This window comes from Streptomyces sp. NPDC002467, from assembly GCF_042889825.1.
Classification (GTDB): Bacteria; Actinomycetota; Actinomycetes; order Streptomycetales; family Streptomycetaceae; genus Streptomyces.
This window is the reverse complement of sequence record NZ_JBIARJ010000032.1, coordinates 1-19,354: the sequence shown is the minus strand read 5'-3', so window position 1 is coordinate 19,354 and position 19,354 is coordinate 1. Positions and strand designations below refer to the sequence as shown.

Sequence of the window (19,354 nt, the reverse complement as noted above, 5' to 3'; positions counted from 1 at the left end):
GGGAGGTCAGGCCGGTACGGACTCGGTTTCGGCCGGGGAGCAGTGGTGCATCGGCATCTCGGTGAGCCCGGGGAAGTAGACGTGCAGGCTGACCGCCCCGTCGAGGGTGTCGTTGACCACCTCGTGGGCCTGGCCGGGGGCGAGGACGCGCTGCGCGCCGGGGCCGTGGGTGAGCGGGCCGCGGGCGGTGTGCTCGGTGAGCTCGCCCTCCAGGACGGTCAGCACGCCGGAGGAGGCGCCGTGGTCGTGCAGGCCGCTGCCCTGGCCGGGGACCCAGCTCAGCAGCCAGACCTCGTAGCCGGGGCCGGTGCGCAGCCGGTGGTACCAGCGCGTGGTGGCGTCGTACCGGACGAGGTGCTCCCAGGAGGAGCGGTCCTCGGCGATGGAACGGGCGAGGCCGACGAACTCGGCGACGGTGGCCGGGTGTTCGCGGGCGGGCTGGAGGAGGTGCTGGACGGCGAGGATGTCGCCGGCGATCTGGAGGTCGCTCTCGACGGTGGCCGCGGGGGTGGTGGCGGTGGCGGTGCTGTTCATCGTGGGGGGAGTCCTCGACGGATGTCAGTGGTGCTGGCGGTCGCTGTGGGGGTGGCCGGAGCTCGGAGGAGCGGAGGCTCCTGGGGCATCAACAGCTGCAACAGCGACAGCGAACCTGGGCAGCGCACAGGAACCCACGAATGGGGGTCCGGGTGGTGGCTGCGGGCGCTGACATGCGAACAAGGAGAACGGGTCGGAGGTCTGACTGTCAACCCAATGTCCGGAATGAGACAAAAGTTTCACCTCATCCGGTTACTGTGTGCGGAGAAAGGTTTGTGCAGTCGACGGCAGGGGATGTGGCGCTGTGCCGGGCTCAAACCTGAACCCTGATCTCGTAATCGGACTGTGATCTACGCCGCTTCTTTGGCCGGATCGCAACCACGCCACTGGGTGGCACGTCGATTCCGGGTGAAGACGGGCATCGCGTGACGCCCGTGGCATGTGTCACGATTTTTGGCGATATGAACACTTTCTGCATACGCTTGGTTCCGCAGAGTGAATAAGGGGCCCAATAGCAGATCTCGGCTTGACTGCCCCGGAGCACCGCACTTGTAATTTCACTCGTGTCGTTACGTAGCGATGAGTGACGACATGACCACGGGGACGCACAAACAGAGCGAGGGGCGCACATGACCGAGCTGTTTCAGGAACTGCTGGTCGAGGAGGCGGACGAGGAGCTCGGATGGCAGGAGCGCGCGTTGTGCGCCCAGACCGACCCCGAGTCCTTCTTTCCCGAGAAGGGCGGCTCCACCCGCGAGGCCAAGAAGGTCTGCCTGGCCTGTGAGGTCCGCTCCGAATGCCTTGAGTACGCCCTCGCCAACGACGAGCGATTCGGCATCTGGGGCGGTCTGTCCGAGCGCGAGCGGCGCCGGCTGAAAAAGGCCGCCGTCTAGCCGTCGTCCGGCAGTCCGCATGCCCGACCTTCCGAACGACCGCCCGACCCACCGGTCCGATCGACCTTCCGACCACCGGTCCGACCACCCGCCCGACCACCGGCCCGACCGCCGGTCACCGGGCCTGGAAGAGCCGCTCGACCGGCACCTTCCACGCATCACCTGACATATCGCACCGCGTATCGCACGACGTACCGCACGGCATGTCGACCGCACGGCCGACACGGCACCCGGCACGGCAAGAGCACCGCACACGGTCCGCCTCCCGCACCTTCCCCGCAGGAGGCGGACCGTCGCTTTGCCAGCCGTTAGGGTGGGGCGCTGTCCAGCAGCCTCCGAGGGCACACCACCCCCGGACCCCCGGCCGGAGGGCCCGTACCGCGATGTCCCTGCACAGCCAGTCGGCGGCCTCCCACCAGGCCCCCGCCACCCCCGAGTTCCCCCGGCACGTCGTCACCGCGGTCCTCGTCGCCCACGACGGCGCCCGCTGGCTGCCCCGGACCCTCGCCGGCCTGCTCGGCCAGGAACGTCCCGCGCAGAACCACGTCGCCGCCGACACCGGCAGCTCCGACGAGTCCGCGCGGCTCCTCACCGAGGCCTTCGGCGACGACCACGTCCTGCACCTGGCCCGCCGCACCGGATTCGGCGCCGCCGTCGACGAATCCGCCCGCACCGCCGGCACCCTCACCCCCGAGGACCTGCCCTACCTCAAGCGCCCCAGCGGCTGGGACCCCGTCAGCCGCACCTGGCGCGACGACAACTACGACCTCCCCGAACTCCCGCACGGCGAGCCCGTCCAATGGCTCTGGCTGCTCCACGACGACAGCGCCCCCGAACCGGACGCCCTCGCCGAACTGCTGCGCGTCGCCGAGGAGAACCCCGACGCCGCCGTCATCGGCCCCAAGCTGCGCGGCTGGTACGACAAGAAGCAGCTGCTCGAAGCCGGCGTCACCATCGCCCGCAGCGGCCGCCGCTGGACCGGACTCGACCGGCGCGAACAGGACCAGGGCCAGCACGACCAGGTCCGCCCCGTCCTCTCCGTCTCCACCGCCGGCATGCTCGTGCGCCGCGACGTCTACGACGACCTCGGCGGCTTCGACCGCCGCCTGCCCCTCATGCGCGACGACGTCGACCTGTGCTGGCGCGCCCAGAGCGCCGGCCACACCGTCCTCGTCGCCCCCGACGCCGTCATGCGCCACGCCGAGGCCGCCGCCCGCGAACGCCGTACCGTCGACTGCGCGGGCCGCACCAGCGCCAGCCCGCACCGCGTCGACAAGGCCGGCGCCGTCTACACGATCCTCGCCAACAGCTCCGGACGCGCCCTGCCGTACGTCCTGCTCCGCGTGCTGCTCGGCACCGTCCTGCGCACCCTCGCCTACCTCGTCGGCAAGGCCCCCGGACAGGCCGTGGACGAGATCACCGGTCTCCTCGCCACCCTGCTCCGCCCCGGCCGGATCCTCGCGGCCCGGTCGCGCCGGCGCCGCCCCGTGGTCCCCGCGGCCGAACTGCGCCCGCTCTTCCCGCCGCCCGGCGCCTCCGTGCGGGCCAACGTCGAACAGCTCGCCGGCTACTTCGGCGACACCCGCGGCTCCGACCCCGCCCCCGCCGGCCGGCACGGCGGCGGCAGCATCCTGACCGCCCCCGGCGAGGACGGCGACTACCCGGTGGCCGAGGAGCGGTTCGCGCGCCTCAAGCGGATCGCCCGCAACCCCGCCCCCGCCCTCTTCGCCGTCCTCCTGCTCGTCTCCCTCGCGGCCTGCCGCGCCCTGATCGGCGGCGGCTCCCTCATGGGCGGCGCCCTGCTGCCCGCCCCCGACAGCGGCGCCGACCTCTGGCGCGCCTACACCGCCGGCTGGCAGCCCGTGGGGACCGGCACCACCGCCTCGGCGCCCCCCTACCTCGCCGTCCTCGGAGCCCTCGCCACCCTGCTGTTCGGATCCACCCAGGCCGCCCTGACCCTGCTGCTCGTCGGCTCCGTCCCGCTGGCCGGCCTCACCGCCTACTTCGCCTCCCGGCCGCTCGTCGAGTCCCGGCTGCTGCGCGCCTGGGCCGCCGTCGCCTACGCCTTCCTGCCCGCCGTCACCGGAGCCCTCGCCGGCGGCCGCCTCGGCACCGCCCTGCTCGCCGTCCTGCTGCCGCTCATCGCCCGCTCCGCCGTCTCCGCCTTCGCCCTCGGGGAGAACGCCGACAAGACCGACGACGCCGAGCGGCGCGGCACCTGGCGCGCCGTGTGGACGCACATCCTCCTGCTGACCCTGGCCACCGCCTTCACCCCCGTCGTCTGGCCGCTCGCCGCCGTCCTCGGCATCGCGGCGCTGGCCCTGCGCCGGGCGCAGTGGAAGACGTACGGACCGCGCCTGCTCGCCACCCTCGCCGTCCCGGTCCTCGTCCTCGCCCCCTGGTCGACGACCCTGTTCCTGCACCCCGGACGTCTCCTCGACGAGGCCGGCCTGCCGTACGGTGCCGGCTCCGCGGGCGGCCTCGACCTCCTCGGCATCAGCCCCGGCGGCCCCGGCACCGGCGCCGGCCCGCTCCTCGTCGGCATCGTCCTCGCCGCGCTCGCCGCCCTGCTGCGCACCGACCGGCGCTTCGCCGTCCGCACGGCCTGGGCCGCCGCCCTGGCAGGTCTGGCCCTCGCCGTCCTCCTCAACCGCGGCTCCTGGGCCGGACCGGCCACCCTCGTGTACGGGCTCGCGCTCCTCGCCGCCGCCGCGGTCGGCGCGGACGGAGCCCGTGAACGCGTCGCCGCCCGCAGCTTCGGCTGGCGCCAGCCGCTGGCCGCGCTCATCGCGCTCGCGGCCGCCGCGGGCCCGCTGGTCGCCGCGGCCACCTGGATGGTCGCCGGCGCCGACGGCCCGCTGGAGCGCCGCGACCCGGTGCAGGTCCCGGCCTTCGTCGCCGAGGCCGGCGGGGACGACAACCAGACCCGCACCCTGGTCCTCGGCCTCGACACCTCCAAGGGCATCTCCTACAGCCTCGTGCGCGGCCCCGGCGGACGCCTCGGCGACGCCGAGATCACCGGCGCGAGCGGCGGCGACCGCCGCCTCGACAAGGTCGTATCCAACCTCGTCGCCGGATCCGGCGCCGACCAGTCCAGCCAGCTCAGCGCCTACGCCATCCGCTTCGTCATGTTCCGCCCCGGCGGCCCCGAGGAGATCCGCCGAGTCCTCGACGCCACCCCGGGCCTCAGCCGCCGCCACCAGCAGGACGGCACCGCGCTGTGGGGCGTCGAGCCCTGGCTGCCCCGCGCCGTCATCGTCTCCGCCAAGCAGGGCGAGGCCCCGACCCCCGTCGCGGCGGGCCCCGTCGAGGTCCACGGCGCCAAGATCCCCGCGGGCGAGTCGGGCCGCGTGCTGCGCATCGCCGACCGCGCCGACGCCGGCTGGCGGGCCACCCTCGACGGCAAGCCCCTCAAGGCCAAGACCGTCGACGGCTGGGCCCAGGGCTTCGAGCTCCCCGCCGCGGGCGGCCGCCTCGACCTCGTCCACGAGACCTCGCTCGTACGGACCGCCTGGCACTGGGCGCAGGGCCTGCTCGCGCTGGTGCTCCTCGTGATGGCGCTCCCCGGCCGCCGGGCCGGCCTCGACGACGACCTCCCGGAGGAGGAGGCCCCCGCCTCCGAGTCCGCGGGCGAGGGCCGCCGCGCCCGCCGCCTGCGCGCGGAGGCCGAGGCCGAGCAGACGCCCGCCCCGGCGGAGGCCGCGGCCGTCGCGGACCCGTACGCGGAGATCCCCGCACAGCCGGTGTACGGCGAGGACGCGTACGCGTACCAGGCGTACGGCGACCAGAGCGGCTACGCCTACGACCAGCAGCAACAGCAGCCCTACGAGCCCTACCCGGCCTACGACCAGCAGGGCCGGCAGCCCCAGCAGGCATACGAGGACCCGTACCCGCAGCAGTACCCCCAGTACGAGCAGCCGTACGAGCAGCAGCAACAACAGCAGCAGCAGCAGCCGCCGTACGAGCCCTTCGACGCCTTCCGGCAGCACGACCCCCACGCACAGCACGACCCGCGTCCTGACGGGAGCCCCCAGCAGTGAAGCAGCGCGCACCCCTGACGCTCGCGGCCGTGACCGCGGCCCTCGCCGCCCTCACCGGCATCGCCTCCCTCACCGCGCCCGACCACGGCGGGAAGTCCGCCGACGGCAAGGCGGCGGCCGCCGCCCGGATGCCGGTCGAGCGGTCCCTGCTGGTGTGCCCGGCGCCCAGCTCCTCCGACATCGCCGAAACCACCTACACCTCCTTCACCCCGGCCGGCGGCAAGGGCTCCGGGGACGCCAAGGGCGGGGCCCGACTGCTCGGCGCCACCAAGGACGCCAAGCCCGTACTGGAGTCCAAGGAGCCCGGCAAGCCCGTCGGGGCCACCGCCACCGGGGCGGAGGCCCCCGCGCTGACGGGCAGCGCCGAGGGCTCCCTCGCCCCCGGCTGGACCGCGCAGCTGACCACCAAGGTCTCGGTGGGCCGGGCCCGCGGCGTCCTCGGCACCGCCTGCACCGCACCCGGCACCGACTTCTGGTTCCCCGCGGTCAGCACGGCCAAGGGCCGCGAGGACTTCGTCCACCTCACCAACCCGGACGACGCCGCGGCCACCGTCGACATCAAGCTGTTCGGCCCCGACGGGCTCGCCAAGTCCGACGCGGGCGTCGGCGAGAGCATCCGGGTCGAGCCCAAGTCCACCAGGACCGTCTCCCTCGCCACCCTCGTCCCCGGCGTCCAGCTCGCGGACGCGACCGCCCACGTCACCACCCGGGCGGGCCGCGTCGGCGCCACCGTGCAGGTCGCCGAGGAGGGCGTCGGAACCGACTGGCTGCCCGCCTCCACCGACCCGGCGGGCTCCCTGGTACTGCCGGGCATCCCCGCGGACGCCACGTCCGTACGGCTCGTCGCCTTCGTGCCCGGCGAACGGGACGCGGACCTCAAGCTGCGCCTCGCCGGCCCGGGCGGCGCCATCAGCCCCGCGGGCAACGAGCAGCTGCACGTCAAGGGGGGCATGACCGCCGCCGCCGACCTGGCCGACGTCACCCGCGGCGAGGCCGGATCGCTGCTGCTGACCCCGGTGGACGCCAAGAAGGCCGTCCCGGTGGTCGCCGCGGTCCGCGTGGTCCGCGGCAGCGGCGCCAAGCAGGAACTGGGCTTCGTACCGGCGACCGACCCGGTCGGGACACGGGCGACCGTGGCCGACAACCGGCCCGAGGAGAACACGACCCTGCTGTCGCTGACGGCCCCGGGCGCCGACACCAAGGTCAAGGTGACGGCCTCCCCGGGCACCGGCGGGGGCGAACCCGCCTCCAAGGAGGTCACCGTCAAGGCCGGCACCACGCAGACCCTCACCCTGGCCCCGGCCGGCGGCAAGGGCGCCTACGCCCTGACCGTCGAGACCCTCTCGGGCGGCCCGGTCCACGCGGCCCGCACCCTGTCACTGCCGCACGAGGGCATCGCGATGTTCACCGTCCAGGCCTTCTCGGACGACCACTCCACGGTCTCGGTCCCCAACGCCACCCAGGACCTGTCGGTCCTGACCAGGTGACGTTCAGCCCAGCCAGGACAGCACTCATCGGGCCGCCGCGAGGCTGGAGGTGCCGCGCAGCGGCAAGATCCAGCCTCGCCGGCGTTCGAGGCGCGGGGGCCGGGGGCGGGGAGCCCCCGCAACGGCGCCGCACCCCGCCGTGGCCACGGCCACGGCCACGGCCCGAACGGGGGTCAGTCCTGCCCGTACCGCGGATCAACGGTCTCGGGCGACAGCCCGAGCAACTCCGCCACCTGCTCGACCACGATCTCGTGGACCAGCAGCGCCTTCTCGTCCCGGGACTTCGTACGGATCTCCACCGGCCGCCGGAACACCACGATCCGGGCCGGCCTGCCGCCCGCCGGCTCCGACAGCGCGCCCAGCGGCACCGCCTCGTCGTTCCAGCCGCCGTCCGGACCGCCCGGCGGGCCCGGGACGTCACCGACGAGGAACTCCACCTCGGCCAGCTGCGGCCAACGCCGCTCCAGCCGCTCCACGGAATCCCGTACGAGGTCCCCGAACAGCTCCGCCCGGCTCGCCGACAGCGGCACCTGCGGCGGCGCCACCGGCCCGCGCATCCCGCGTCCGTGCCGGTCCCGTCGACGTACGCGCGGCTCGGCCGGGACCCCCGCGGGCGGGTCCGCGGGAGGGTCCGCCGGAGGGGGAGGAAGGGTGCTGTCGGTCACCCCCGCAGGGTAGCCCTCGGGGCGACACGGGGGAGCGAGCGGCGGCAGAGTCGTCGCGGCCCGGTCAAGAGTGCGGTACCGTCCAACGTCGTGAGCCTTGTACGTCGCTGTTCGCGCACCGCGTGCGGCCGCCCTGCCGTCGCGACACTGACGTACGTCTACGCCGATTCGACCGCAGTTCTCGGCCCGCTCGCCACCTATGCCGAACCCCACTGTTACGACCTGTGTGCCGAGCACTCGGAACGCCTGACCGCGCCGCGCGGCTGGGACGTCGTCCGCCTGTCCGACGGCTCCGCGCCGTCGCGCCCCAGCGGTGACGACCTCGAAGCCCTCGCGAACGCCGTACGCGAGGCCGCCCGCCCGCCGGAGCGCGCGGCCGGTACCGGGGGCACCGGGCACGGCCAGAACGGCGGCCCCGCCACCGGGGAGACGCGTCGTGGACACCTGCGCGTCCTGAGATCGCCCGATTCCTGACGCCTGATCATCCGGCCGCGGCCATCTGACCGGCGTCTCCTGCTTCAAGGTAGGTTGGCCCGACCGCACAGGACCTTCAGGAGGGCAGGCAGTGGCCGCAGATTTTTCGAACATCGTCAAGGCGTACGACGTGCGCGGTGTCGTACCGGACGAGTGGGACGAGCCCCTGGCGGAACTGTTCGGTGCCGCGTTCGTCGAGGTCACGGCCGCCACGGCGATCGTGATCGGCCATGACATGCGGCCCTCCTCCCCGGGCCTGTCCGCCGCCTTCGCGCGCGGCGCGGCCGCCCGCGGCGTGGACGTCACCCTGATCGGGCTGTGCTCCACCGACCAGCTCTACTACGCCTCCGGTTCCCTGAACCTGCCCGGCGCCATGTTCACGGCCTCGCACAACCCGGCCAAGTACAACGGCATCAAGATGTGCCGCGCGGGCGCCGCCCCGGTCGGTCAGGACACCGGCCTCTCGCAGATCCGCGAGCTGGTGGAGAAGTGGACCGACGAGGGCGCCCCCGCCACCCCGGAGGGCACCACCCCCGGCACCGTCACCGAGCTGGACTCCCTGCCCGGCTACGCCGCCCACCTGCGCGGCCTGGTCGACCTGACCTCGATCCGCCCGCTCAAGGTCGTCGTCGACGCGGGCAACGGCATGGGCGGCCACACCGTCCCGACCGTCTTCGAGGGCCTCCCGCTGGACCTCGTCCCCATGTACTTCGAGCTGGACGGGACCTTCCCGAACCACGAGGCCAACCCCCTCGACCCGAAGAACATCGTCGACCTCCAGGCCCGCGTCCTCGCCGAGGGCGCCGACCTCGGCATCGCCTTCGACGGCGACGCCGACCGCTGCTTCATCGTCGACGAGCGCGGCGAGGGCGTCTCCCCGTCCGCGATCACCGCGCTGGTCGCGGCCCGCGAGCTGGCGCGCAACGGCGGCACCGGCACCGTGATCCACAACCTGATCACCTCCTGGTCCGTCCCCGAGGTCGTCCGCGAGAACGGCGGCACCCCCGTCCGCACCCGCGTCGGCCACTCCTTCATCAAGGAGGAGATGGCCAAGACCGGCGCCATCTTCGGCGGCGAGCACTCCGCGCACTACTACTTCAAGGACTTCTGGAACGCGGACACCGGCATGCTCGCCGCGCTCCACGTCCTCGCGGCCCTCGGCGGCCAGGACGGCCCGCTGTCCGCCCTGGTGGCCTCCTACGACCGCTACGAGGGCTCCGGCGAGATCAACTCCACCGTCGCCGACCAGGCCGGCCGCCTGGCCGCCGTCAAGGAGACCTACGCCGGCCGCGACGGAGTCACCCTCGACGAGCTGGACGGCCTCACCGTGTCGGAAGCGGAATGGTGGTTCAACGTCCGCGCCTCCAACACGGAACCCCTCCTCCGCCTGAACGTGGAAGCCCGCGACGCCGCCACCCTCGCGAAGGTCCGCGACGAGGTCCTCGCCCTGATCCGCGCCTGACGGATCCGACCCGCCGGCGGGGGCAGAACCAGCCCCGCCGGCGTTTGAGGCGCGGGGTCCGGGGCGGAGCCCCGGCAACGGCGCCGCACCGCACTCTCCGGGCCGCACCGGAGGTGACTCGGCGGTACGCTGACCTCGCCCGCCCGCACAACCATCCGCATGCCCGAAGGGAACGCACCACATGCCGCTCGAAGCCGGTCTTCTGGAGATCCTCGCCTGCCCCGCCTGCCACTCCCCCCTCCAGGACGAGTCGGCGGACGAAACGGCCCCCGAGCTGATCTGCACCGGCCAGGACTGCGGTCTCGCCTACCCCGTCCGTGACGGCATCCCGGTCCTCCTCGTGGACGAGGCCCGCCGCCCCGCCTGACAGAAGGCCGCCCCGCCTGACAGAAGGCCGGCCCGACGGCCGGCGCCTGACCCCACCCGCGTCAACACCGCAGGAGGCCGCCATGCTCGACGAGTCGCTCCTCGACGCACCGGACGATCTCGCCCGCGCAGACCGCAGGGGCCTGCTCCGCGGCGCGGCCGAGGCCGGGGCCCGGGTCCGCACGGCGGCCCGGCACGCGACCGAGGCAGGCCTCGGCGATCTCCGCCCCGACGGCCGCCCCCGCGCGGTCCTCATCGCGGGCTCCGGCACCGCCGCAACCGGCGTCGCCGACCTGCTGGGCGCCCTCGCCGGAGCCTCCGCGCCCGTCATCCGCCTGGATCCCACCGGCGTCGCGCACGCCGCCGGAGCCCTGCGCTGGTCCCTGCCCGGCTGGGCCGGCCCCGTCGACCTGCTGCTCATCGCCACCACCGACGGCACCGAGCCCGGGCTCGGCGTCCTCGCCGACCAGGCCTACCGGCGCGGCTGCACAGTCGTCGCCGTCGCCCCCGAGCGCTCACCGCTGACCGAGGCGGTGGAAAGCGCGCACGGGCTCCTCGTACCGATGGCCAAGGCCCCGTACCAGGAGTACGACGAGTCCGCCGCGGCCGGCCCCGGCGCCCTGTGGGCCCTGCTCACCCCGCTGCTGCTGCTCCTGGACAAGGTCGGGCTGGTCACGGCCGCCCCGGACACCCTCCAGCTCGTCGCGGACCGGCTCGACCGCACCGCCGAGCGCTGCGGGCCCGCCATCGTCACGTACTCCAACCCGGCCAAGACCCTCGCCGCGGAGCTGGCCGACTCCCTCCCGCTCATCTGGAGCGAAGGCGCCGAAGCCGGCGCCGCGGGCCGCCGCTTCGCGGCCACCCTCGCCGAGCTCGCCGGGCGCCCCGCACTGTCCGCCGCGCTCCCCGAAGCCCTGCCCGCCCACGGTGTCCTGCTCGCCGGCGCGTTCGCCGCCGGCGCCGACCCCGATGACTTCTTCCGTGACCGGGTCGAGGAGCCTCAGGCTCTTCGCGCCCGGGTCGTCCTGCTGCGTGACCGGCCGGCAGGCGGCCTCACCGCCGCCCCCGCCGCACGCGAGCTCGCCCTCAGCCACGACACGGCCATCAGCGAGCTCGAACCGGAGGAGGGCGTCGAGCTGGAGCAGCTCGCCGAACTCCTCGCCGTCACGGATTTCGCCACCGCCTACCTGGCGCTGGCCTCCGGGGGACACAGCTGAGACACACCACGGTGCCCGGCTCTATCCAGGAAGACGACGATGGACCGCCTGACCAACACGATCCGCCCCTACGCCTGGGGATCGACCACCGCGATCCCCCGACTCCTCGGTGTCGACCCCACCGGCGAGCCGCAGGCCGAGCTGTGGATGGGCGCCCACCCGGGCGCGCCCTCGCGCCTCGACCGCGGGGACGGTGAGCAGGCCCTCTCGGACGTCATCGCCGCCGACCCGGAGCGCGAACTGGGCGCCGCCACCGTCGCCAGGTTCGGCCCCGGGCTGCCCTTCCTCCTGAAGATCCTCGCAGCGGGGGCCCCGCTCTCCCTCCAGGTCCACCCCGACCTCGACCAGGCCAAGGCCGGGTTCGAGGACGAGGAGCGCCGCGGGGTGCCCTTCGACGCCGCGCACCGCAACTACAAGGACCCCAACCACAAGCCCGAAATGCTGTGCGCGCTCACCCCGTTCGACGGGTTCTGCGGCTTCCGCCCGCCCCTGGACGCCGCCGAACTCATGGACGGCCTCGGTGTGGACAGCCTCAAGCCGTACGTGGACCTGCTCCACGCGCACCCCGAGGAAGCGGCTCTGCGCGAGGTGCTCACCGCCGTACTGACCGCGGACCGGGCCGAGATGGCCCGCACCGTCGCGGACGTCGAGGCCGCCGCGGACCGTCTCGGCGGCCGCTACGCGCCGTACTCCTCCCTCGTCCACCACTTCCCGGGCGACCCGGGCGTCGTCGCGGCGATGCTCCTCAACCACTTCCGACTCCAGCCCGGCGAGGCGGTGTTCCTCGGCGCGGGCGTCCCGCACGCCTACATCGACGGCCTCGGGGTCGAACTGCTCGCCAACTCCGACAACGTGCTGCGCGCCGGGCTCACCCCCAAACACGTGGACGTACCCGAACTGCTGAAGATCACGAACTTCCAGCCGGGCGACCCGAACGTGCTGCGCCCGGAGGGCAACGGCGAGGAGGTCTACGAGGCCCCCATCGACGAGTTCCGCCTCTCGCGCTTCGTCCTCGCCCCCGGCGCCGTCGCCCGCGTCCTCCCGGACGGCGCCCCGCAGATCCTGCTCTGCACGGCGGGCTCACCGCGCGCGGGCGAACTGGTCCTCGCACCCGGCGAATCGGTCTTCGTACCGGCGGACGAAAAGGTCGAACTATCCGGAACCGGCACGCTCTTCCGTGCCACCGTGAAGGTCTGACGTAGCGTCCGTACCGGCGGCTGCAAGAATGTGCGGCCGGTATCAGTCGCTAGGAAGGACACCCTGCACCCATGAGCGCGTCGGGCGGTACCAGGGCGATCGTGGCGGCACTCGCCGCCAACCTCGCCATCGCTGTGGCCAAATTCGTGGCATTCCTCTTCAGCGGTTCCTCGTCGATGCTCGCGGAAAGCGTCCACTCCGTGGCCGACTCCGGAAACCAGGGACTGCTCCTCCTCGGCGGGAAGAAGGCCCAACGGGAGGCGACCCCCCAACACCCCTTCGGGTACGGGCGCGAGCGCTACATCTACGCCTTCCTCGTCTCCATCGTGCTGTTCTCGGTCGGTGGCATGTTCGCCATCTACGAGGGCTACGAGAAGATCCAGCACCCGCACCCGATCGAGGACTGGTACTGGCCGATCGGCGTGCTCGCCTTCGCGATCATCGCCGAGGGCTTCTCCTTCCGCACCGCCATCAAGGAGTCGAACGAGATCCGCGGCAAGCTGTCGTGGACCGACTTCATCCGGCGCGCCAAGGCCCCCGAGCTGCCCGTGGTCCTGCTGGAGGACTTCGGGGCGCTCGTCGGCCTGGTCCTGGCCCTGGGCGGCGTCGGCCTCGCCCTCCTCACCGGCGACGGCGTCTGGGACGGCATCGGCACCCTGTGCATCGGCATCCTGCTGATCGTCATCGCCATCGTGCTGGCCGCGGAGACCAAGTCCCTGCTGCTCGGTGAGTCCGCGGGGACGGAAGAGGTCGAGAAGATCAAGGCCGCCGTCGTCGACGGCGACACCGTCACCGGCCTGATCCACATGCGCACCCTGCACCTCGGCCCGGAAGAGCTGCTGGTCGCCGCCAAGATCGCGGTCCAGCACGACGACACCGCGGTCGAGGTGGCCAGGGCCATCGACGCCGCGGAGGCCCGCATCCGCGCGGCCGTCCCGATCGCCCGCGTCATCTACCTCGAACCGGACATCCTCCGCCCGGCAGCCAAGGCCGCCGAGTAGTCCAGGAGAGCACGAAGGCCCCCGCGAGCCGAACGCCTCGGCTCGCGGGGGCCTTTCCGCGTCCCGGCCTTCAGTGTCCCTGCGGCGGCACCTGCCACGCGTACGCGACCGGTGCCGCCGCGGCCGCACGGCGTCGCCGCAGCGAGGCGATGCCGGACACCGCGCCGACGGAAAGCACGGCGATCCCGACGAACATCGTGGACCGCAGGCCGACGACCAGCGGATGGCCCTTCTCGATGACCGCGCCCTTCACGGCGGACAGGGGCACGGTCCCGCCCTCCGTCTCCGCGAACCGGTAGCGGGAGTCGGCGGAGTTGCCGCGGTTGTCGCCCAGCAGGAACAGCCGGCCCTCGGGCACCACCACGCTGAACGCGGCGAACGACCCCGCCACCGCATCGGCGCCCAGGACGTACGGCTCGTCCAGCGGCTTCCCGTTCAAGATCAATGTCCGGACCCCGGGCCGGTACTCGATGCGGTCGCCGCCCACCGCGACGACCCGTTCCACGAACATGCCCCGCTCACCCCAGACCGAGGCGTCGAAAAGCACCACGTCACCGCGGTCCACCTTGGTGACCAACAGGTTGAAGACCCTCGAATCGCCCCGCAGGTGGGTCGGCTTCATGTTGTCCGAGTACACGACCTTCGTCGGCATGAAGAAGTAGCCGCCGAGAGCCCCGACGCACGTCAGCACCGCACCCAGCACCAACAGCACCACCGACGCCACCCCGAGCCCACGTCCCGGCACCCTGACCTGCTTCCCCACGACCCGCCCCCGCTCTCCTCGATCCGGCTCGCGGCCGAACTGTACGGGCGGGCCCGTGCGGGAACGCCGACGGGGTCCCGCACCACGTGCGCGACCCCGTCGGGCGGAGTCGCGGCTACCGGATCTCGCGCAGCACCCCCAGGATCACGGGCCCGTCCGGAGCCGACCGGAGCCGCTCGCGGAAGCCGCCGTCCGTCAGCTTGCGCGACAGCAGCGCGAGGATCCGCAGGTGCTCGTCGCCCGCCGCGGCCTCCGGCACCGAGATCATGAACAGCGCTTCCGCCCGATCGCGCTTCCGCCCGGGGGAGGGCCTGCCTGACTGGTCACCGGAATCTCCTTCACGCCGAGGGGTCCACGGGATGGCGCTTACTCGACCGATCCACCGAAAATCCTGCCCGGCACAAGGGGTGGATCAAAAGTCCGAAAGGCCCTGAAGGAGCCCATCGGAAGGCCTGAATCCCGTCCCGACGTGATCCTCGTTCGACTGGGGCCGGCTGCGCCGATCGGTGTAGATTCGTCATCAGTGTCAGGCGTCGCTGCTGATGGCGGTCGGGCGGTCCGAGAGGCCGGCCGAGGGGAGAGAGGACCCCCGACGGACTGTGCTCGGTGTGCCGCCATGTCTCCATCCGGCCGGCGCACGGCCCAGCCGTACCCACCCTCTCGAACCATGAGGAGCAGCACCCATGGACTTCAAGGTCGCAGACCTCTCCCTCGCCGCCTTCGGCCGCAAGGAGATCACCCTGGCCGAGCACGAGATGCCCGGTCTGATGTCGATCCGGCGGGAGTACGCGGCGTCGCAGCCGCTGGCCGGCGCCCGTATCACCGGCTCCCTGCACATGACCGTGCAGACGGCCGTGCTCATCGAGACCCTCGTCGCCCTCGGCGCCGACGTCCGTTGGGCCTCCTGCAACATCTTCTCCACCCAGGACCACGCTGCCGCCGCCATCGCGGTGGGCCCGAACGGCACCCCGGAGAACCCGCAGGGCGTTCCCGTCTTCGCCTGGAAGGGCGAGACGCTGGAGGAGTACTGGTGGTGCACGGAGCAGGCGCTGACCTGGCCGAACACCCCCACCGGCGGCCCGAACATGATCCTCGACGACGGTGGTGACGCCACCCTCCTCGTCCACAAGGGCGTCGAGTTCGAGAAGGCCGGCTCCGCCCCGGACCCGTCCACGGCGGACTCCGAGGAGTACGGCTACATCCTCCAGCTGCTCAACCGCACGCTCGCCGAGGCCCCCCAGAAGTGGACCCAGCTCGCGTCCGAGATCCGCGGCGTGACGGAGGAGACCACCACCGGTGTCCACCGCCTGTACGAGATGATGCAGTCGGGTGACCTGCTCTTCCCGGCGATCAACGTGAACGACGCCGTGACGAAGTCGAAGTTCGACAACAAGTACGGCTGCCGCCACTCCCTGATCGACGGCATCAACCGCGCCACCGACGTCCTCATCGGCGGCAAGGTCGCGGTCGTCTTCGGTTACGGCGACGTCGGCAAGGGTTGCGCCGAGTCCCTCCGGGGCCAGGGCGCGCGGGTCATCGTCACCGAGATCGACCCGATCTGCGCGCTGCAGGCCGCGATGGACGGCTACCAGGTCGCCACGCTGGACGACGTCGTCGAGACGGCCGACATCTTCATCACGACCACGGGCAACAAGGACATCATCATGGCCGGCGACATGGCCAAGATGAAGCACCAGGCGATCGTGGGCAACATCGGCCACTTCGACAACGAGATCGACATGGCCGGTCTGGCCAAGGTCGAGGGCATCGTCAAGGACGAGGTCAAGCCGCAGGTCCACACCTGGACGTTCCCCGACGGCAAGGTCCTGATCGTGCTGTCCGAGGGCCGTCTCCTCAACCTGGGCAACGCGACGGGTCACCCGTCCTTCGTGATGTCGAACTCCTTCGCGGACCAGACCCTGGCCCAGATCGAGCTCTTCACCAAGCCGGAGGAGTACCCGACCGACGTCTACGTGCTGCCCAAGCACCTCGACGAGAAGGTCGCCCGCCTCCACCTCGACGCCCTCGGCGTCAAGCTCACCACCCTGCGCCCGGAGCAGGCCTCCTACATCGGCGTCAAGGTCGAGGGCCCGTACAAGCCGGACCACTACCGCTACTGATCCCGGCAGCGGCACCCAGCAGAATGTGAAGCAGGCCCCCGGCACGTGTGCCGGGGGCCTGCCCCGTACGTCACGACGTCCCCGTCCCGACAGAAGTGTGCGCACCATGCCCCGCGGCCGCTACTCGCTCCACGACCCGCACGACCACGCACCCCTGGGCGAGGAGCACTTCCACTGCGCCCCGGGCCCCTCCGGCTGGCGCTACGTCTCCCAGCTCACCGCACCGGACGGCGAACACCGCGGTTCCGTCGACCTGGCCATCGACGAACTGGGCCGCCCCATCCGCCTCGAACTGAACGCCGCGAGCTGGCAGGTCCGCGGGGCCGCCATCGACGGAGTCACCTGGGTCCGCACCGACCCCACCGGAACCGAGGCCACCGAGGGCAACGTGCGCGCCCCCGGCTTCACCGGCACCTCCCCGGCCTTCCTCATCGCCACGGCCCGCCTGCTGCGCCTGGCCCCCGGCGCCCCCGCCACCCGCGTCCGCCTGGTCGCGCTCACGGACCCGGTCCTGGCACCCCGTACGGTCGACCAGGCCTGGGCGCTGCTGCGGCGCGAGGAGCACCCGACGGACAGCGGCCCGCTGCTGGTGGACGAGTACCAGGTCAGCGCATTGGACACCGGCGAGGTCCACACGATCCACATCGCGGGTGACGTGGTCCTTTCGGCCCCCGGCATCGAACTCGAACACCTGGAGACCCCGCCCTCGACGTTCGACCGGTACGAGAGCGACTAGCGCCTACGCGGGCGGCGCGAACCCACCACTCCGCGGAGCCTGCACGTCGGTGGGCGCGACGGGAGCGGCGGGCGAGACAGGAGCAACGGGCGCCACGGGCGGGGGAGCGACAACAGGCCCGCCCACCGGCACCGGCCCACCCCCGGCCACCGGCACGGGGGCGGCCGTACCACCCGGCCGGAAGGCCCTCGCGGCGTCTCGGGACTGCCGCTCGTGCACCACGGCCATCAGGAACGCGGCAGCCGGCACCCCGGCCGGGGCCGGCGCGCCCGTACGCGCCACGAGATCGTCCGCGAGCCGAGCCGCCATCGCGGCCCCCACCTGCGGGTCCAGCTGGTTCATCCGGGTCAGGTACTGGCGTATCGCCATCCACAGTCCCTCCGGCACCGCCGAGAGGTCCAGCGTCGTGAACCGCCCCGCAAGCCACGGCGGCGGCGGAGGCACCTGCATCACCCGGGCCGCCGGCACCCGCTCGCGGATCACCAGCGTCCCCGCGAAGACGTCCCCGAGCCGCCGGCCCCGCGACGACACCAGCGAGGCGATGCACGCGACGGACCCGAGGGTGGCCGGCAGCTCCACCACACCCATGGCGCCCCGGACCAGCGCGTGCCGGAAGCGGATCGGCCCGCCGTCGTCCCGCACCACCCGCAGGCCGCAGGCGAGCTTGCCCAGCGACCGCCCGTGGCTCAGCGTCTCGATCGCGATCGGCACGCCCACCAGCACCAGCACGAAGCTCGCCACCATCACGGCGGCCTGCGCGGCCTCGTCGAGGGAGGCCGTCGAGTAGGCCAGCCCGATCATGATCACCGTGTACCCGGTGAAGTACACGAGCAGATCGAGGACGATGGCCAGCGCCCGGCTCGGCAGCCGCGCGGGCCGAAGCCCCAGGACCACCGCGTCCCCCGTCACCAGATCGCTCACCACAGCACCTTTCACGTGACCTGCCCCGACCCCTTCGGCGTCCAGTCTGCCAAGCTGACCACACGAGGAACAGGCAGTGGCAGGGGACCAGGGGCAGGGGAGCGGCAACCGTATGGATCTCGACGTCTTCGTGGCGGCACACCGCGCGGAATGGGACCGCCTGGAACAGCTCCTGGGCCGGGGTCGCAGTCTGACCGGTACTGAGGCCGACGAACTCGTCGCGCTCTACCAGCGCGTATCGACGCACCTGTCCCTCATCCAGTCCAGCGCGCCCGACCCCATGCTCACGGGCCGTCTGACGCAACTGGTGGCGCGGGCCCGTTCCACGGTGACGGGCACCCGCCGCGCCGGCTGGCGCGACGCGGCCCTCTTCTTCACGGCGGGCTTCCCAGCGGCGGTCTACCGCAGCCGCCGCTGGTGGATACCGACCGCACTGGTCTCCACGGTGGTCGGCGTGATCATCGGCTGGTGGATAGCCACGCACCCGGAGGTCCAGGGGGCCATCGGCACCCCGGAGTTCCTGAAGGAGATGACGCAGCCGGGCGGCGAGTACGAGACGTACTACTCCAGCCACCCCGCGGCCTCCTTCGCCGCCCAGGTCTGGACGAACAATGCCCAGGCGGCCGCGATATGCCTGGTCCTGGGCGCCTTCCTGGGGCTCCCGGTCCTCTGGATCCTCTACGTGAACATGCTGAACCTCGGCGTCGGCCTCGGCCTGATGGCGGCCGCCGGCCGCCTGGACGTCTTCCTCGGCCTGATCCTCCCGCACGGCCTCCTCGAACTGACGGCGGTCTTCGTCGCCGCGGGCACGGGCCTGCGCCTGGGCTGGACGGTCATCGACCCGGGCCCGCGCACGCGCCGCACGGCCCTCGCGGAACAGGGTCGCGCCGCACTCGGCATGGCCATCGGCCTGGCACTGGTCCTGTTCGTCTCGGGCCTGATCGAAGGCTTCGTCACCCCGTCCGGCCTCCCCACCTGGGCCCGCATCACCATCGGCGTCGTCGCCGAAGCGGCCTTCCTCGTCTACGTGTACGTCCTGGGCGGCCGGGCCTCCCGCGAGGGCGAGACGGGCGACGTCGAGGCCGCGGACCAGACGGCGACTCTCCCGACCGCGGCCTGATGTGCATCGGACCCCGCCGAGCTGCTAGTCTCCTCAGGTCCCGGAACGGGTGTTGACACATCCGCGACGGGGAGGTAGATTCTAACGGTTGCCTCGAACTGGACAAGTTCGGCAGCGATGGTTCATAATCTTTCTCGCCCCCACTTCGAAATTGAATTCGATCGGGGCACAACCGTCTCATTAATCAGGAATCCGAAGCCGGTAAATCCGGTGGAAAACTTCTGATAGAGTCGGACTCGCCGGAAAGGAAAGCGCGAAAGCGAAGACCTGGAAAGCACCGAGGAAGTCGGACACGAAAGAGTCTGATAGAGTCGGAAACGCAAGACAGCAGAACGAAAGCCCGGAGGAAAGCCCGAGA

General features: G+C 72.4%; 16 protein-coding genes and 1 pseudogene. 12 read left to right on the top strand and 5 right to left on the bottom strand.

Going from position 1 to position 19,354, the window contains the following annotated elements; all coding sequences use genetic code 11:
- Positions 1-6: 6 nt before the first annotated feature.
- Complete coding sequence (locus ACFYYJ_RS39085; RefSeq protein WP_385132860.1) at positions 7-534, bottom strand: cysteine dioxygenase; 528 nt, start codon at positions 532-534, stop codon at positions 7-9.
- A 629-nt stretch (positions 535-1,163) separates the two neighbouring features.
- On the opposite strand from ACFYYJ_RS39085, the gene ACFYYJ_RS39080 reads away from it, so the two are divergent.
- From ACFYYJ_RS39080 to ACFYYJ_RS39070, 3 genes are all read left to right on the top strand, one after another.
- On the top strand, positions 1,164-1,427 hold the full coding sequence (locus tag ACFYYJ_RS39080; protein WP_003983763.1) for a WhiB family transcriptional regulator: 264 nt from the start codon (positions 1,164-1,166) through the stop codon (positions 1,425-1,427).
- Between the two features lie 383 nt (positions 1,428-1,810).
- Complete coding sequence (locus tag ACFYYJ_RS39075; RefSeq protein WP_389139397.1) at positions 1,811-5,467, top strand: glycosyltransferase; 3,657 nt, start codon at positions 1,811-1,813, stop codon at positions 5,465-5,467.
- The gene (locus tag ACFYYJ_RS39070; RefSeq protein ID WP_389139395.1) at positions 5,464-6,954 is read left to right on the top strand and encodes a DUF5719 family protein; all 1,491 of its coding nucleotides are present in this window, start codon (positions 5,464-5,466) and stop codon (positions 6,952-6,954) included. The genes ACFYYJ_RS39075 and ACFYYJ_RS39070 overlap by 4 nt, the downstream gene beginning before the upstream one ends.
- A gap of 173 nt (positions 6,955-7,127) precedes the next feature.
- On the opposite strand, the gene ACFYYJ_RS39065 is transcribed toward ACFYYJ_RS39070, so the two are convergent.
- The gene (locus ACFYYJ_RS39065; RefSeq protein WP_385132867.1) at positions 7,128-7,619 is read right to left on the bottom strand and encodes a metallopeptidase family protein; all 492 of its coding nucleotides are present in this window, start codon (positions 7,617-7,619) and stop codon (positions 7,128-7,130) included.
- A 90-nt stretch (positions 7,620-7,709) separates the two neighbouring features.
- Here ACFYYJ_RS39065 and ACFYYJ_RS39060 point away from each other — a divergent pair, with 90 nt between their 5' ends.
- The 6 genes from ACFYYJ_RS39060 to ACFYYJ_RS39035 all read left to right on the top strand — a co-directional run bounded on the left by ACFYYJ_RS39060 (position 7,710) and on the right by ACFYYJ_RS39035 (position 13,336).
- Positions 7,710-8,093 carry a DUF3499 domain-containing protein gene (locus ACFYYJ_RS39060; protein ID WP_389139392.1) on the top strand — a complete coding sequence of 128 codons (384 nt, stop codon included), beginning with the start codon at positions 7,710-7,712 and terminating at the stop codon, positions 8,091-8,093.
- A gap of 91 nt (positions 8,094-8,184) precedes the next feature.
- The gene (locus tag ACFYYJ_RS39055) at positions 8,185-9,555 is read left to right on the top strand and encodes a phosphomannomutase/phosphoglucomutase (protein WP_385364127.1); all 1,371 of its coding nucleotides are present in this window, start codon (positions 8,185-8,187) and stop codon (positions 9,553-9,555) included.
- Positions 9,556-9,736: 181 nt separating this feature from the next.
- Positions 9,737-9,922 carry a Trm112 family protein gene (locus ACFYYJ_RS39050; RefSeq protein ID WP_376658899.1) on the top strand — a complete coding sequence of 62 codons (186 nt, stop codon included), beginning with the start codon at positions 9,737-9,739 and terminating at the stop codon, positions 9,920-9,922.
- An 82-nt stretch (positions 9,923-10,004) separates the two neighbouring features.
- Entirely contained in the window at positions 10,005-11,138 is a 1,134-nt protein-coding gene (locus ACFYYJ_RS39045; RefSeq protein WP_385364128.1) for an SIS domain-containing protein, read from the top strand.
- Between the two features lie 39 nt (positions 11,139-11,177).
- On the top strand, positions 11,178-12,335 hold the full coding sequence (gene manA, locus ACFYYJ_RS39040) for a mannose-6-phosphate isomerase, class I (RefSeq protein ID WP_389139389.1): 1,158 nt from the start codon (positions 11,178-11,180) through the stop codon (positions 12,333-12,335).
- A 71-nt stretch (positions 12,336-12,406) separates the two neighbouring features.
- Positions 12,407-13,336 (top strand): cation diffusion facilitator family transporter, encoded by a 930-nt coding sequence (locus ACFYYJ_RS39035; RefSeq protein WP_385132877.1) that lies wholly within the window; start codon positions 12,407-12,409, stop codon positions 13,334-13,336.
- Positions 13,337-13,406: 70 nt separating this feature from the next.
- Here ACFYYJ_RS39035 and lepB read toward each other — a convergent pair whose 3' ends face one another.
- On the bottom strand, positions 13,407-14,099 hold the full coding sequence (lepB, locus tag ACFYYJ_RS39030; RefSeq protein ID WP_389139386.1) for a signal peptidase I: 693 nt from the start codon (positions 14,097-14,099) through the stop codon (positions 13,407-13,409).
- A gap of 115 nt (positions 14,100-14,214) precedes the next feature.
- Positions 14,215-14,385 (bottom strand): annotated as a pseudogene (locus ACFYYJ_RS39025) (PTS sugar transporter subunit IIA); the annotation flags it as partial.
- 397 nt (positions 14,386-14,782) lie between these two features.
- Here ACFYYJ_RS39025 and ahcY point away from each other — a divergent pair.
- Together ahcY and ACFYYJ_RS39015 are read left to right on the top strand one after the other, a co-directional pair.
- Entirely contained in the window at positions 14,783-16,219 is a 1,437-nt protein-coding gene (gene ahcY / locus ACFYYJ_RS39020) for an adenosylhomocysteinase (protein WP_389139384.1), read from the top strand.
- Positions 16,220-16,325: 106 nt separating this feature from the next.
- Positions 16,326-16,955 (top strand): hypothetical protein, encoded by a 630-nt coding sequence (locus tag ACFYYJ_RS39015; protein WP_389139382.1) that lies wholly within the window; start codon positions 16,326-16,328, stop codon positions 16,953-16,955.
- A 3-nt stretch (positions 16,956-16,958) separates the two neighbouring features.
- On the opposite strand, the gene ACFYYJ_RS39010 is transcribed toward ACFYYJ_RS39015, so the two are convergent.
- Entirely contained in the window at positions 16,959-17,876 is a 918-nt protein-coding gene (locus ACFYYJ_RS39010; protein WP_389139380.1) for an RDD family protein, read from the bottom strand.
- 112 nt (positions 17,877-17,988) lie between these two features.
- On the opposite strand from ACFYYJ_RS39010, the gene ACFYYJ_RS39005 reads away from it, so the two are divergent.
- Positions 17,989-18,996, top strand: coding sequence for a stage II sporulation protein M (locus tag ACFYYJ_RS39005; RefSeq protein WP_385134319.1), 1,008 nt, complete (start codon positions 17,989-17,991; stop codon positions 18,994-18,996).
- Positions 18,997-19,354: the final 358 nt, after the last annotated feature.